Genomic DNA, 14,254 nt, shown 5'->3' with positions numbered 1-14,254 from the left:
AAGTAAGATAGAGATCCTTTCAAAATGAAGAACACACGCATCACTATTCATGCTGTTGTCACGGCAGCTATTTCCCTACTCGCGAGTAGTCAACTTTTTGCCAATGAAACGCCATCCTCAGAGCGCGTTGTTAGCGCAGGCAGCGCCGTCACTGAACTCTTGCTTGAACTCGACGCTAAAGATAGCTTGGTTGCTATCGACGTCACCAGTCAATTACCAAAAGGGATGGAACTGCCTAAAGTGGGCTACCATCGTCGTCTTTCAGCGGAGGGGTTGCTCGCCTTACGTCCGACAAAAGTCATTGGTTCTGATGAGATGGGGCCGAAAACAACATTGAGCCAATTGAAATCGGCTGGCGTAGATGTAGAAATTGTTAATACTGATGCAAATGTCGAGGGCCTTTATCAACGTATTGATCAAATTGCGAACCTTATGGATCGCAAGGCTCAAGCTGAAAGCTTAAAGCAAGATGTCCAGGCGCAAGTACAAGCACTCAATGCAAACCAGCCTAATCAAGCAAAGAAAAAGAAAGTGCTCTTTCTGCTGATCCATGAAGGGCGACCTGCAAATGTTGCGGGCTCACAAACGACACCCGATGCAATTATTCAACTCGCCGGCGGACAAAACCCAGCCGCTACACAACTCTCGTCTTACAAGCCTCTATCCACAGAAGCGATGGTAGAGATGCAGCCTGACGTGATTCTTGTTAGTGGTCGCAGCTATGAAACGTTGGGTGGTGCCGATGCAATTTTAAAAGCAATGCCGCTTCTTGCTGCAACACCCGCTGGAAAGAACAAAGACATCATAACGATTGATGGCCATGCTCTGGTAGGTGGTTTGGGCCTTAAAAGCCTTGCAGAAGCTAAACGCTTGAATGCACTGCTTTACCCATAGAGACATGACATGTTGTTAAGACGCATCCCCCTTTCAACGACGTTATCAGTGCTTAGTGGATTTTTAGCATTTATTGCTATCGCCTCTATTACCGTTGGCCCAATGAACATTAGCTTTGCTGACAGTTTGCGTAGCCTAACGGGAGGCAGTTCTGATCTCGCTCCTCACATTCAGTTGGTCATTAACGAAATCCGATTGCCTCGCACCATTTTGTGTATGTTCATCGGCGCCATTTTAGCAATTTGTGGTGTGGTTATGCAGGGCTTGTTCCGTAACCCATTAGCCGAGCCTGGTATCATTGGTGTGTCTGCTGGCGCTGCTCTTGGTGGTGCATTCGCTATTGTTGTATTTGCTGAATTTAGCCAAAACTATCCGCAACTAATGAACTTAGCGGCTCTGCCTCTTTTTGCTTTCATTGGCGGTGCACTAACGACTATTCTCGTTTATAAACTCGGCACAAGTAAGTTTGGTACCTCAGTTACAATTATGTTGTTAGCCGGCGTTGCCATCAGCGCGCTCTCGGGTGCTGCGATTGGCTACATGAACTTTATCGCAGATGATCAGATGCTGCGAGACTTGACGCTTTGGTCGATGGGCTCATTAGCTGGTGCAAATTGGTCAGGGATTGCTCTATCTGCTGTAACACTCATCATCCTATTGCTCTGGTTTCAGAAGAAGTCGATGGCGCTGAATGCTCTGTTGTTAGGGGAATCAGAAGCAAGACACTTAGGAGTTCCGGTTCAAAAACTCAAACGTCAGCTTATTTTACTTTCTGCACTGGGTGTTGGTATTACGGTGAGCATCAGTGGTGCAATTGGCTTTATTGGGCTCGTGATTCCTCACTTAGGGCGCATGCTCGCTGGGCCTGACCATCGAACGCTATTACCAATATCTGCCTTAATGGGAGCACTGCTTCTTACTGCCGCAGATATGTTTGCTCGTGTTGCCGTGGCACCAGCTGAATTACCAGTTGGAATCGTGACCGCATTGATTGGCGCGCCCTTTTTCATCTACTTATTGTTCCAGCAAAAAGGGAAGATTTTGTAATGAACCAGATCGTTTTATCGGGGAAAAACATTTCGATGACGTATGGCAACCGTGTGGTGCTCGATGACATCAACATTGATATCCGAGCTGGTGAAGTGACCGCCCTACTCGGCCCCAATGGCGCAGGTAAAAGTACTTTGCTCAAGCTTCTATGCGGTGAGATCTCTTCGAATCATCACATCACCTACTTCGGTAAACAAAAGCATGATTGGGAGCCTGAAAAAAGCGCCAAACATATTGCAATGCTCCCGCAGCACAGCACCTTAACCTTCCCATTTCTAGCCAGAGAAGTCGTAGAGCTGGGGGCAATACCGCTATCACTGTCCAATAAAGAAACCACTAAACTGGCTTTACATTACATGGAACAAACCGACGTATTGCATTTAGCAGAAAGCCTGTACCCGTCTTTATCTGGTGGAGAAAAGCAACGACTGCATCTAGCACGAGTGATGACACAACTACATCAATCTGGCGAAAAACGAATCTTAATGCTTGATGAACCTACCTCAGCGTTGGATCTCGCCCATCAACACAACACGTTAAAAATTGCTCGTGAAACGGCAAAAGCACAGAACGCTGCGGTGGTTGTGGTGTTACATGACTTGAATCTAGCCTCTCAGTACGCAGACCGCCTTGTACTCTTGCATAACGGGAAACTAGTTTGTGATGACACGCCATGGAATGCACTAACGTCAGAGCGCATTGAGCAAGTTTATGGCTATCGATCTATTGTGACAAAACATCCGACGCTAGACTTCCCTCAAGTGCATGCCGCAGCATAAAGCGTATCTCCTCTAAGCCGTCTCTAAAACACTTTGATACGACAAAGGCCCGCAATATGAGAATTGCGGGCCTTTGCTTTGATAGTGGCAGAATTTGGTTCTTTAAAGGCTATTACTTGCTCATTTGGATCAATGAACGACCAATCAACCACTCAAGCTCTTTGTCACCACCCGCACCAAACTGGCTTTCAACCATTTTGTATAAGCGGTCAATACCATTAGCAGCAAATTCTTGCGCATTTTCAGCGGTGACAATGTGATGGAATAGCAGTCGTAAAATCGCGAGGAACTCAGCATCTTCCAGCGCTTTAATCCAACTTTGTGAAAATGCATTTAATCCTTTATCAAACTCTAAGTGTTCAATAAACATTTTAAAGATACGGCCATCCAGTGCGGCGGTGAAGTCCGTTTTCTTAGGGAAGTGATGGCTAATACCGGTACGCGATATACCTGTCTGCTGGCTTAGCGTCGTGTACGACATCTTGTCGTAACCTAATCTGAGTAGCTGATCAATAACGGCATCCATGATCTTTTGGATAGTGATTTCGGTATCTTCTTTACTACGCTTTGGCATATTTTAAGCTCTTCTCTTTGTAAATCCATCTAACTCACTATTAAATGAGGCCAGAATGAAATCATTCTTAGCATTATACCCGGCTCGCCGATGCGGTTCGATTAGCGAAAACCTAGAAATCAGGTTGCTAAGCGCTGCACTTGAAAGCGCTTTGGGTATATGTATTGCGACTATTTAATATCATGTCGAGTTCCAAACCATAACGTCTTTACACTGCGTAATGTGTAATTTTCAGTTATGTTTTTGTCAATACATGCTACTCAAAATAAGGCGAAAAGTTAGTCTCATCAAAACCTTGCGCCAATTATTCATCGAAACTATTCAAAGACCAAGAATGATAATTATTAAAAATAATCAATCAAGAAATAGTCTTATAAATTAACCATTAGTTCAACTGGACTGAGCAAAATCTCGTCACTATGTTCGTTAATTGATTTTAAATGTTGATATATATCACATTAACGTTCTTGATGATTTAGTAATCCAATCTTTAACCCTTACTTAACAAGTGCCTATTCTGTTCCTTTTTTACGCAAAAGTCGTCATTTTTGTAGATACAGATCAAATACCTGATAGAATACCCTTAGTATTTACAAGAGGATTCGTTATGAGTGTCGAATTAGAAAAAAACCAAGTATGTGAGGCCTGCGGCTGTGCTGGCGAGATAGGCTTTATCATCAAAGAAGGTGACGAAGTTGCCGACGTAACGGTTTTCGCACAGACAAAAACAGAGCTAGAGTCTGAACTACAAAAATACATCGAGCTCGCTAAATCAGTATGTGCTGATGTTGAATACAATGTTTCAGAAATAACCGAAGAATCGAACCATGCGACGGCTCGATTCAAATTTGAAGTAAGTGCTGAAAAACTTATCTTTGAATTAAAAACTCGCTCACTCGCGCGTTAATGAAAAAAGCGAGCATGATGCTCGCTTTTTATTTTTCCAATCTCTTAATCTTAAACCGCTCTAAATGAAACAGACAACTTCGGCGCGTTTATTTATCTTTTTTGAACACGACCCACTTTAACGAGCCATTGGTTTCAAAATCGTTCTCAGCGGTACACATCAGTAATACGCCTTCAACATTAATCACGGCCCCTGTGGTGTAGGCTTTATCATCGTAGTAACAGATACGCTGACCTACCTTACCGTCAGCAACTATTAGCGCTTTGTTTTCTGGTGTACTGTATGATTTAGCAAAAACGGAACCCGACAGCAGTACTGCAAAAACACCAGCGGTAAAAATAGATACACTTTTTAACTTCATGAAAATCTCCCTCAAACCTCAATAATACTAACAAGGACCCTTGTGAAGTTCTTGGAAGAATCTCATATTATTCAAATATCTACTGATATTTTTCTCACCTCTACGCTTGAATCTGCTTCACATTCAATCATTTAATTTATCTCATTTTAGTAAGCTTGAAGTTACTTAGCGCAGTAAAGAAGCGCACACTTTTAGCGTGCATCTCTAATTTGAATATTTAAGTTATGAATCAAAAACTGTGAGCAAAAAATGCATAATAGGTTTATTTAAGTATAAGATAAGCACCTGTTGATCTCGGTATTTAACTAACTCTTTGACTATGCGTTTTGTTTCCCTATGCCTTACTTCAATCCTGCTCTGCTCGTCTCCTTTGGCATATGAGCTAGATTACTATTCTAAGTTTGGTCACATCGATAATTACGGCAATCTTGATCTTAGAAACAAGCCTTATACCCAACTACCCTCTGGCCTAGTGGTAAAGGGCAACTTAAACATCTCACAAACCCCTATCAAAACCTTGCCTAAAGGGCTTGATGTTGAAGGCAGTCTGGAAGCAACTAACAGCGCACTCAAAGTTATTCGCTCAGGAACAAAGATAAAAGGCTATGCAAACCTACTAGGTAGTAAGATCGAAAACTGGCCTAAAGGCATCAAACTAGGCGGTTACCTAAATCTGACAGATACACCGTTAAAAGCGCTTCCAGCTAAACTTCGAGTAAAAGGTGATCTAAGTGTTATTCGCACTCCCATTTCTGAACTTCCTGAAGGATTGGTGGTTGATGGTAATCTTTATATTGGAGGATCAGCGCTGAAAGTATTTCCAGACACAATGACGGTGAAAGGGAATATCTATTTAGGTGGTAACAGGATCACCAAATGGCCTAGCAATTTAACCCTTGGTGGCGCCGTCGCACCTTAAAGAGCAGATAAACAAAAGCCCCGGCAGACCGAGGCTTTAAGGCATTCTGAATCAACAGAGTTCAGTGACGAAAGTTACTCTTGGTTATTCACAGGATTGGCATAGCTCGCCACCAAATAAGGTCTTGCGCCTTCAGGTAGCTGATCCAACTTATCCGCGAGATGACGCTTAACTGCTTCCGTAATGATGCTCGAATCTTCATGCCCAGCAGCTAACAAGTTGATTGGGTACAACTTGTAGTTGTTGTGAATTTGGCGGTCGATTTCACCAGCAAGAGATTCCGGCGTTTCAAACTCTTGCTCAATCACATCACCAAACGCAACATGTACACGGCCTTTATAGCCAACGATACCTTGAATGATGCTTTCGATATCTTCAAATTCGCCTTTTTCATAGCGGCCATTTTCTGCTTTTTCGTACAGCTCTTTTGCTTTGGCAATGTCACATGGATCATTTTCATAGGAAATCGAGACAGGAACGATTTTCAGAGAACGCGTGTACTCACCAAAGCTGATCTTTTGTTTACGACCTTCAACATGGAACATTTTTAAAATCGCAGGATCAGTAAAGTCGTTTCCATCTTTAGCACGGCCTTCCTTTTGGGCAATCCAAATTGAATTGCCAGTATCAAGCGAATGTTTGATATAGCTTGAAAGTTGTCCCAATGCTTTCATCATTTCTCTAGGCGCTTTAGCAGAGCGCTTAACGATGAAGCTCTTATTGAGTCGCATCAATTCTGTCGCACATGGCTTCTTCAGCAGGTTATCGCCAATCGCTATACGAACTGTACGGTGCCCACTTTGGTACAAGCCATAATTTACGAGCGCAGGGTCCATCGCAATATCACGGTGGTTAGAAACGAATAGGTATGACGTGTTTTTATCCAGCTTATCCAAACCAGAAAAAGTGACGCCATCCGTTGTCTTATTCAATGTATCTTTCAGATACTTCTTCACTTCAATCTGAATTGCTTCGACAGAATCAAGCTTGCTCCACTTGGCTTTCAGGTAGATGCGCAGGATCGGGCTCATTAGCGTTTTGAACCACGCTGCTTTATTAGCAAAGCGATGTTCTAGGATAGCAGTGATAAATTCATCATCTTGGATTAGACGATCCAGCGCTGCTGGAATTTCTTCGTCGTTGTAAGGACGAATTTCAATATAAGGATCAGTATTGGCTGTCATTGTTCATTACATATCAAAAAAAGCTGGCACATTTTACGCATAGTTTTGCTGACAAGCAGCATTTCAACCCATACTTTTAACATGGTCATACCAGTTAAGCCACCATTTATCATGCTAAAAAATTCTCTCAGCCGGTTGGAATCGTATGGGTTTAACGTTACCCTTAGCGCCAAAAAACACTGGTACTCATAATGAACTACGCAATTGAATTTCACGACGCTAAATACCCCTTTCTTGATGTAGCTGCGCGTAAAAAAGCACTGAAGCACAGTCTACTATCTGTCATCGAAGGGTTAGCCGTCATTAAATTGGGTAAGCAGGAGTATGCCATTGAACCAGGCCAATATTTTTGGATTCCTCAAGGATGTTTGAGCTCCCTCACCTTTTTACCTAATTCTCGTGTATATCGTTGTGATTTTTCTGTGCGTTTAAATGACGACTTCTCACAACAAGCGGGCTTTGTGAAGCCTTCACCGCTACTAAAAGCGCTCGTCGAGAAGCTAGCAACAACTGCCGAACGCTCGGATCTGCAAACCGATCTACTGACAGTAGTAAGACATGAAGTATTGACGCTGTCTCCTAAACTAGCGCACTCAACGTTAACGAGAACCATCAATCAATGGACTCCTGGCTGTGACATGAATATTTCTAAAGAGCTTTGCTTGGTACTAACACTACGTGAAGCAAGAAAAATGAAACTGTCGGGGAAGAAGGAAGAGCAAATTGTTGACTCTCTTTTTGCTGGTAACACCGAAGAATATGAACAGCTTTGCTTTTTAGTCTTTGGAGAAGCGCTATAACTTGCTCTTCAACAAGCTACGTCTTCAGCATTACGGACACAGAAAGTAGATTAAAACAAAAAGGGCGTACATTGATAATGTACGCCCTTTTTTCATTTGCTTGAGGTGTCTAGAAAGGTACCTCTATTTGCATCATCCAGTCAGCGTCATAATATTCGTGCCAACGATAATCAAACCGCATTCTTGGCTGTCCGTCGGATTTATCACCAAAACCAACGCTGAACATCAACCCGTGACTACGAAGCCACTCTTCTGTATCCATTTTACTCTCTTCGTCTCGAAGCTCTTCCGGCATCCAAAAACCAAGACCAAAGTAATTCTTTTCTAAGTTTTGAGTTAGAAGTGGGGTGTCTTCCGGCTTAATCGCCCACTCCTCCCAATAGTTTTCTGTTGGTCCTTCAAGCTTCGCTTCCGCTGCATACCAAATCAATGCTTCAGTACTTAACACGCCGATGGAATCTAAAATTTCTTCACAGATTGGAAGCGTGTTATCTTCAAACACCACGGAACGATCAGAAAAATAGTTACACGCGGAATGAGCTTGTGTCACCACAAGCAGCGCACATGCACTAAATAAAACTACTCTGACCATGAAAATCTGACCTCTCAGTTCCCAGACAATGTTTCTCTGTATAAGCCTTTACTAAGTAATAAATCACGTACGGAAGGTGTTGTATAGGCGCCGATCTCTTCACCCTCGGCCAATGCTTTGCGAATATCTGTGCTTCTGACTTTTACTTTTTCAGGACATGCCATAACAGTCCAACGTTCCGTAATCTCTTCAGCTCTACTAAATTTAGCAAATTTGAAGAAATTATCAGGACCAATGACAAAAGTTATATCGGCAGTTGGGTAAATTTCTTGAATTTTTTCTAACAACGCATAGGTCGTCACACTTTGTCCAGGTTGGTATAAAGCTTGCTCTGCATCAGAACGCTGAACATTAGAAAGCCCCATATCCTTGATGAACGCGTCAACCATTTTGCACCGAGTTGGGTAATCAAGCATGTTCTTGCCCCAAGCGTGTGCAATGCTTGGCTCAAGTAGCACAAGATCAAAGTGGCTCAAAGACTCAATAACACTTTTATGCCCTAAACTAGGTGGGTTAAATGCACTACCAAAAATGGCGATTTTTTTCATATCCGGTGATTACCTGGTTGAAGAGAGTTTTCTAATCTGATGATTTCGGTATGATACTACTAATCTTTACAGCTTTTGACCCTAAAGTCGCATTTAATGAGCCTCAACTGTATGGTTTATCACCATTTGAGCAAATGTGCTTTAGAGTCTGAAATATTTGCAGGAAAAGGAACCCTAAATGGAACAATCCATCCGTGACGAAATGCGCGTACTCCCTTCAATTGATCCGCATTTTGAAATTGAACGCCGTGTCGCTTTTATTAAGCGTAAATTGCAAGAAGCGGGCTGTAAGTCTCTTGTTCTTGGCATCAGCGGTGGCGTTGACTCAACGACATGTGGTCGTTTAGCTCAGTTGGCTGTAGACCAACTAAACGAAGAAGCGGGCAACAATAGCTACCAATTTATCGCAGTTCGCCTGCCTTACGGGGAGCAAAAAGATGAAGATGAGGCTCAGCTCGCTCTGTCTTTTATCCAGCCAACCCATTCTGTATCGGTGAACATCAAAGCAGGTGTTGACGGGCTTCATTCGGCTTCTCACGTTGCATTAGAAGGCACAGACCTTCTACCAACTGATGCAGCAAAAGTCGACTTCGTAAAAGGCAATGTAAAAGCGCGTGCTCGCATGGTTGCTCAATACGAGATCGCGGGCTACGTAGGCGGCCTTGTTCTTGGTACTGATCACTCAGCAGAAAACATCACTGGTTTCTACACTAAATTTGGTGATGGCGCTTGTGACATGGCACCATTGTTCGGATTAAGTAAGCGCCAAGTTCGTGAAGTGGCTGCTACATTGGGTGCACCTGAGCAACTAGTGAAGAAAGTGCCAACGGCAGACTTAGAAGAGCTTGCTCCACAGAAAGCAGACGAAGATGCCCTAAGCCTAACTTACGAGCAAATCGACGACTTCTTAGAGGGCAAACCTGTTCCACAGCAAGTGAGTGACCGTCTGGTAGCGATTTACAAAGCAACGCAGCACAAACGCCAGCCAATCCCGACGATTTACGACTAAGCGATATTTTCAGCTCTCTTTAAAACTCAAAACGCTGCTAAAAATAGCAGCGTTTTTTTGTCTAGGAACAGTTTTTGTCGAAGGAAAAAGGTGCTCTCGCCTAGTTGGTTACTGTTACGTCCGTCTCTGGCACAGCACAACACGCCAATACGGTTCCCATTGCACGTTCCTCATCAGTCAACGCGGGCACGTCCGGATGATGTACTTGACCCGACGTAAGCTGAACTTTACAGGCACCACATAAGCCTGCACGACAGCTATTGCTGATGACCTTCCCAGCATCTTCGAGCTGATCTAACAACGTTTTTTGGTTGTTGCCTACGAATTTAGTTCCATTAAAGTCAATAGCGAGACTCTTCTCTGGCTTTGACGTAAGAGAAGAAACTCCAAACGCTTCTTGATGGTAGTTTTCCTCTGGCAGCCCTTTTCTTAGTAGAAGACTTTTTGCTTTATCCATAAAGCCATCCGGGCCACACACAAACACCTGCCGCTGTTCAACATCTTTGATTTGCTTAATGTGTGACAAACTTAAACGCCCTTTCAAACCAAACCAATCAACAGCAGGTTGCGTTAAACAGACTTTTACTTCTAGCCCTGGGTGCTCACGCTTTAACTGCTCCAACTCTGAGCGACAAGGAATATCATTCTCGGTGCGACATTGATGGTAGAAAACCACATTATCCAACTGATTGTGATCCGCTAAGTAACGCACCATTGATAACATTGGTGTTACTCCGCTACCCGCAGAGAGTAACAGCAGAGGCTGCGCTTCATGCGTTTTAAGGTGGAACTGACCGTCAGGTTGTTCTGCCTCTAAAACATCACCGACTTGTAAGTTGTCTAAGAGTGAGTTAGAGACTCTTCCACCCGCGATACGCTTTACAGAAATAGCATAACGACCCGGGCGAGAAGGACTGGATGATAAGGTATAGCGTCGACCCACTTTCTTACCATCAATATTCACCTCTATTGGCAGGTGTTGTCCTGGCAAGTAATTAGGCAACGAACCTTTGTTTGGCTCTAACCATAAGGTCACAAAGTCTTGGGCAATTTCTTCACGCTCAACACATGTAAGCTTCATGCGCACTGGCGAGTTATCTGCGTAAAACTCCGGCTCTTTGTACTCCAATACTTCAACTTTATCGCCTTGACGAATAATGCCTTCATTTCGCGCGACAAGATTCTGGCCAAAGAACACACCACCGACATCGTTTGCACGGAACTGTTGCAAGGTTTTGAGCGGCTCTTTGCTCTCACGGAATGTGCCTCTTTGGGTATTCACCGTAGTCAGGATACAGCGCTCGCAAGGTTTGAGAGACTCAAACTCTACCTCACCGATTCGTATGCGCTTCCATGAATCTTCTTCAAATGGCTTAGTATCAGAGACAACTAAGTTAGTACGAAACTGATCCATTGAGTGTAGCTCTGAACTTCTTCGGTTCAGCTCATCAAGTGAAGCTTGGCTGATCACTAAAACCGGATAACCATCAGCAAAACTGACGTTTTGACCTAGCTTTTCACGGACACGATTCGATTGCTCACCACTAAACAACAACTCAACGCGCTGCCCCAACACACGACTAAACCAGTCATCTGCATCATCTGTCGTGGTATAGGCAGTAAACGTATCTTTCCAAACCGTTGCAGGTGTCTCCTGCATTTTGAAATCTTGGTAACGGATTTTAAGTGGCTCCATACCCAAACTACTAAACACCACTCCATCGGACAATAAGGCAGACTTAATGGTTACCATTTGCGGATACTTTCGCGCAGTGATCATCGAGCCATCAGCTTTCGCAATCATAAAGCGACGATCGAAGCTCAATCCTTGCTTCTCAACCCATACGGACGACAGCGATAATCCGCCAACTGACTTAACCGGAAAAACATTAATTTGGGATAAAACGGGTTGCGACATAGCCTTCTTCCTACGGGTGTTTTTTATTTGTTGCGGTATTGTATACTCAAATCACATTAAGTTGCAGAGTCTGCTGCCTCTTCATCCATTTCAACTTTCTCGAAACCATATTCTTATAAATTTGGTTTTAGTGACAAGTATTTACTACACTCAATATTCGCGTTTTTTAACACCGTTCTGACCAAATACCGTTTGATAAAGTGTGATACGACACACATAATTCACCCAAGTTATCACTACTCCCATTTATCGATTTGGAGCTTAATTATGGATACAAGAAAACTGGTTCTGATTTTGTTATGTATCTTTCTTCCGCCTGTCGCGGTGTTTATGGAGAAAGGTCTAAATAAGGACTTTTTGATTAATCTAATATTGACGTGTTTCTTCTTTCTACCAGGTACGATCCACGCGCTTTGGTTAACAATGAAGTAACCACTTACACTCTCACTCTTTATAAAATTGAAAAATGGGATGAAATATGAGGGCAATTCCTCTATCATCCTGTCGCCTAAGCGCAAGCGTTTGCTCAAAAGCAAATACGGCGCTTAGGCTCCAATCAGACAACTTTTCAATGGTGGGAGCAATTAATGACAACACTGACTATCACTCGTCCTGACGACTGGCACGTTCACTTACGCGATGGGGAAGTTCTTAAAGACACCGTTCGCGACATCAGCCGCTACAATGGCCGTGCGCTGATTATGCCAAATACCGTCCCACCTGTTACTACAACTGAGCTCGCCCTAGCCTACCGTGACCGAATTCTCAAAGAGCAACATGGCGAGCAGTTTGAGCCTTTAATGGCGCTTTACCTTACAGATAACACGACACCAGACGAAGTACGTAAGGCTAAAGCCACCGGAAACATTGTTGCTGCCAAGCTTTATCCTGCAGGCGCTACCACAAACTCAGATTCCGGTGTGACCAATGCGAAAAACATTTATCACGTTTTAGAAGCAATGGAAGAAGTAGGAATGTTACTTTTGGTTCATGGGGAGGTAACACATCACGATGTTGATATATTCGACCGAGAAAAAGAATTCCTTGATACCGTCCTCGCTCCTATCGTCAATGATTTCCCTAATCTTAAAATCGTACTAGAACATATCACCACCGCCGACGCAGCAAACTTCGTTAACAATGCCTCAGACAACGTAGCGGCTACCATCACTGCCCACCACCTTCTTTTCAACCGTAACCACATGCTTGTGGGTGGTATTAAACCTCATTTCTACTGTTTGCCAATTCTTAAGCGCGGAACCCACCAGCAAGCGCTGATCGAAGCAGCAACTAGTGGTAGCAAGAAGTTTTTCCTAGGTACAGACTCAGCGCCACATGCGAAAGGGGCAAAAGAATCGGCTTGCGGTTGTGCTGGTTCTTACACTGCACACGCTGCGCTAGAGCTTTATGCAGAAGTCTTCGAAAAAGAAGGCAAGTTGGAAAACTTGGAAGCTTTCGCAAGCTTCAACGGTCCTGATTTTTACGGCATTGCACGTAACACAGATACAGTAACGTTAGAAAAATCCGCTTGGGATGTGCCAGAAACGATGCCATTTGGCAATGATATCGTTGTGCCTATTCGAGCAAATGAACAGATCGAGTGGAAAGTGAAGTAAGTACTTTACTGACGTTTCACCTATAAAACAGGGTCATGCTTTTTGTAAAAAGAAGTCATGACCCTTGTTACTATCGTCTCATGTTTTAGATGTGATTATTGACCACGAAGCTTTTCAACCATCGTCCATACCGCAACCACAACTAACCCTGCCACAAAGCCGATAATACCGTTCAATAAAATAGGCAAAATGGCTGTAGCAACCGAATGGCCACTAAAGTTCATAATAATCGGCTCTACAAAGTGATGAATGGCTGGCACGTTGTGCACCACAATTCCTCCACCCACCAAAAACATCGCAGCAGTTCCTACAATGGTTAACAACTTCATCAACTTTGGTGCAAAAGCGACCAAGGCCCCTCCGACTTTCGCCACCCAACCTTTACCGTTTGAGCGACTTTCAAGGTAAAGGCCTAAATCATCTAGCTTCACAATCCCAGCGACTAGTCCATAAACCCCAACCGTCATAATCACTGCAATTAAACTGACAACTAAAATTTGCGTAACAAGACTGGCTCCTGTCACGGTACCTAACGCAATCACGATGATTTCTGCTGAAAGGATAAAGTCTGTTCGAATTGCACCAGAAACTTTACGCCTTTCATACTCTTCTATCGACTCGCCAGTATTAACTAGCTCCTCTTTTTCTTCGTGCGGATGCGAGTGAGGAAACACTTTCTCAAGTACTTTCTCTGCCCCTTCAAAGCAGAGAAATAAGCCGCCAATTAGCAATAATGGCATGATAAGCCATGGAATAATCGCGCTAATAAGTAAAGCTGAAGGAACTAAAATCAATTTATTTTTGAATGAGCCTTTTGCAACCGCCCAAACTACTGGAATCTCTCGCTCAGATGCAACACCAGACACTTGTTGAGCGTTTAACGCTAGATCATCTCCCAACACACCTGCGGTTTTCTTTGCCGCCATTTTTGACATTAAGGCGACATCATCAAGCACCGTGGCAATATCGTCCAACAGTGTGAGTAAACTTGCTCCAGCCATTTTTGGTCTCTTATATGAAATTGAGTAAGTAACAAAATGTAACACCAATGAATCACTCATCAAAGTGATGATTTTGCAAAGAATACCACCCCAAATGGTGTT

General features: G+C 43.5%; 16 protein-coding genes. 9 read left to right on the top strand and 7 right to left on the bottom strand.

Translation table 11 applies throughout. The features are described 5' to 3' along the window. The first annotated feature begins 24 nt into the window (after positions 1–24). From R7P69_RS02635 to R7P69_RS02625, 3 genes are read left to right on the top strand one after another with little or no spacing between them, the layout of a single operon-like run. The gene (locus tag R7P69_RS02635; protein ID WP_085569330.1) at positions 25–894 is read left to right on the top strand and encodes a heme/hemin ABC transporter substrate-binding protein; all 870 of its coding nucleotides are present in this window, start codon (positions 25–27) and stop codon (positions 892–894) included. Between the two features lie 9 nt (positions 895–903). Beyond that, entirely contained in the window at positions 904–1,941 is a 1,038-nt protein-coding gene (locus R7P69_RS02630) for a FecCD family ABC transporter permease (RefSeq protein WP_047101741.1), read from the top strand. After that, positions 1,941–2,723, top strand: a complete 783-nt coding sequence (locus R7P69_RS02625) for a heme ABC transporter ATP-binding protein (RefSeq protein WP_005385036.1) — start codon at positions 1,941–1,943, stop codon at positions 2,721–2,723. The genes R7P69_RS02630 and R7P69_RS02625 overlap by 1 nt, the downstream gene beginning before the upstream one ends. A 112-nt stretch (positions 2,724–2,835) precedes the next feature. Here R7P69_RS02625 and R7P69_RS02620 read toward each other — a convergent pair whose 3' ends face one another. After that, positions 2,836–3,297, bottom strand: a complete 462-nt coding sequence (locus R7P69_RS02620) for a TetR/AcrR family transcriptional regulator (protein WP_005385033.1) — start codon at positions 3,295–3,297, stop codon at positions 2,836–2,838. 607 nt (positions 3,298–3,904) lie between these two features. Here R7P69_RS02620 and R7P69_RS02615 point away from each other — a divergent pair. Next, complete coding sequence (locus tag R7P69_RS02615) at positions 3,905–4,204, top strand: YfcZ/YiiS family protein (RefSeq protein WP_238952519.1); 300 nt, start codon at positions 3,905–3,907, stop codon at positions 4,202–4,204. An 88-nt stretch (positions 4,205–4,292) separates the two neighbouring features. Here R7P69_RS02615 and R7P69_RS02610 read toward each other — a convergent pair whose 3' ends face one another. Continuing rightward, complete coding sequence (locus R7P69_RS02610) at positions 4,293–4,565, bottom strand: YnjH family protein (RefSeq protein ID WP_005375306.1); 273 nt, start codon at positions 4,563–4,565, stop codon at positions 4,293–4,295. Between the two features lie 319 nt (positions 4,566–4,884). Between R7P69_RS02610 and R7P69_RS02605 the strand changes: the two genes are divergently transcribed. Continuing rightward, the gene (locus R7P69_RS02605) at positions 4,885–5,484 is read left to right on the top strand and encodes a hypothetical protein (protein WP_017821237.1); all 600 of its coding nucleotides are present in this window, start codon (positions 4,885–4,887) and stop codon (positions 5,482–5,484) included. 74 nt (positions 5,485–5,558) lie between these two features. On the opposite strand, the gene R7P69_RS02600 is transcribed toward R7P69_RS02605, so the two are convergent. Further along, complete coding sequence (locus R7P69_RS02600; protein WP_053350090.1) at positions 5,559–6,668, bottom strand: 1-acyl-sn-glycerol-3-phosphate acyltransferase; 1,110 nt, start codon at positions 6,666–6,668, stop codon at positions 5,559–5,561. 191 nt (positions 6,669–6,859) lie between these two features. Here R7P69_RS02600 and R7P69_RS02595 point away from each other — a divergent pair, with 191 nt between their 5' ends. Continuing rightward, positions 6,860–7,468, top strand: coding sequence for a hypothetical protein (locus tag R7P69_RS02595; protein ID WP_005375302.1), 609 nt, complete (start codon positions 6,860–6,862; stop codon positions 7,466–7,468). Between the two features lie 109 nt (positions 7,469–7,577). On the opposite strand, the gene R7P69_RS02590 is transcribed toward R7P69_RS02595, so the two are convergent. Both R7P69_RS02590 and R7P69_RS02585 read right to left on the bottom strand, forming a co-directional pair. Continuing rightward, positions 7,578–8,060, bottom strand: coding sequence for a hypothetical protein (locus R7P69_RS02590; protein ID WP_017635276.1), 483 nt, complete (start codon positions 8,058–8,060; stop codon positions 7,578–7,580). Positions 8,061–8,074: 14 nt separating this feature from the next. Next, complete coding sequence (locus R7P69_RS02585) at positions 8,075–8,608, bottom strand: nicotinate-nicotinamide nucleotide adenylyltransferase (protein ID WP_005375300.1); 534 nt, start codon at positions 8,606–8,608, stop codon at positions 8,075–8,077. Positions 8,609–8,786: 178 nt separating this feature from the next. Between R7P69_RS02585 and nadE the strand changes: the two genes are divergently transcribed. Beyond that, complete coding sequence (nadE, locus tag R7P69_RS02580; protein WP_005375299.1) at positions 8,787–9,617, top strand: ammonia-dependent NAD(+) synthetase; 831 nt, start codon at positions 8,787–8,789, stop codon at positions 9,615–9,617. Between the two features lie 100 nt (positions 9,618–9,717). On the opposite strand, the gene R7P69_RS02575 is transcribed toward nadE, so the two are convergent. Next, the gene (locus R7P69_RS02575; RefSeq protein ID WP_054574459.1) at positions 9,718–11,535 is read right to left on the bottom strand and encodes a hybrid-cluster NAD(P)-dependent oxidoreductase; all 1,818 of its coding nucleotides are present in this window, start codon (positions 11,533–11,535) and stop codon (positions 9,718–9,720) included. Positions 11,536–11,802: 267 nt separating this feature from the next. Between R7P69_RS02575 and R7P69_RS02570 the strand changes: the two genes are divergently transcribed. Together R7P69_RS02570 and pyrC are read left to right on the top strand one after the other, a co-directional pair. Continuing rightward, positions 11,803–11,967, top strand: coding sequence for a YqaE/Pmp3 family membrane protein (locus R7P69_RS02570; protein ID WP_005375297.1), 165 nt, complete (start codon positions 11,803–11,805; stop codon positions 11,965–11,967). Positions 11,968–12,122: 155 nt separating this feature from the next. Beyond that, positions 12,123–13,151 carry a dihydroorotase gene (pyrC, locus tag R7P69_RS02565; protein ID WP_238952517.1) on the top strand — a complete coding sequence of 343 codons (1,029 nt, stop codon included), beginning with the start codon at positions 12,123–12,125 and terminating at the stop codon, positions 13,149–13,151. Positions 13,152–13,246: 95 nt separating this feature from the next. Here pyrC and R7P69_RS02560 read toward each other — a convergent pair whose 3' ends face one another. Further along, positions 13,247–14,152 carry a DUF808 domain-containing protein gene (locus R7P69_RS02560; RefSeq protein WP_062730918.1) on the bottom strand — a complete coding sequence of 302 codons (906 nt, stop codon included), beginning with the start codon at positions 14,150–14,152 and terminating at the stop codon, positions 13,247–13,249. Positions 14,153–14,254 lie beyond the last annotated feature (102 nt).

Origin of the sequence: Vibrio sp. 661 (genome assembly GCF_033339315.1) — a bacterium.
GTDB lineage: Bacteria > Pseudomonadota > Gammaproteobacteria > Enterobacterales > Vibrionaceae > Vibrio > Vibrio alginolyticus.
The sequence above is the reverse complement of the archived record's forward strand: the minus strand, read 5'-3'. Positions and strand labels throughout refer to the sequence as shown.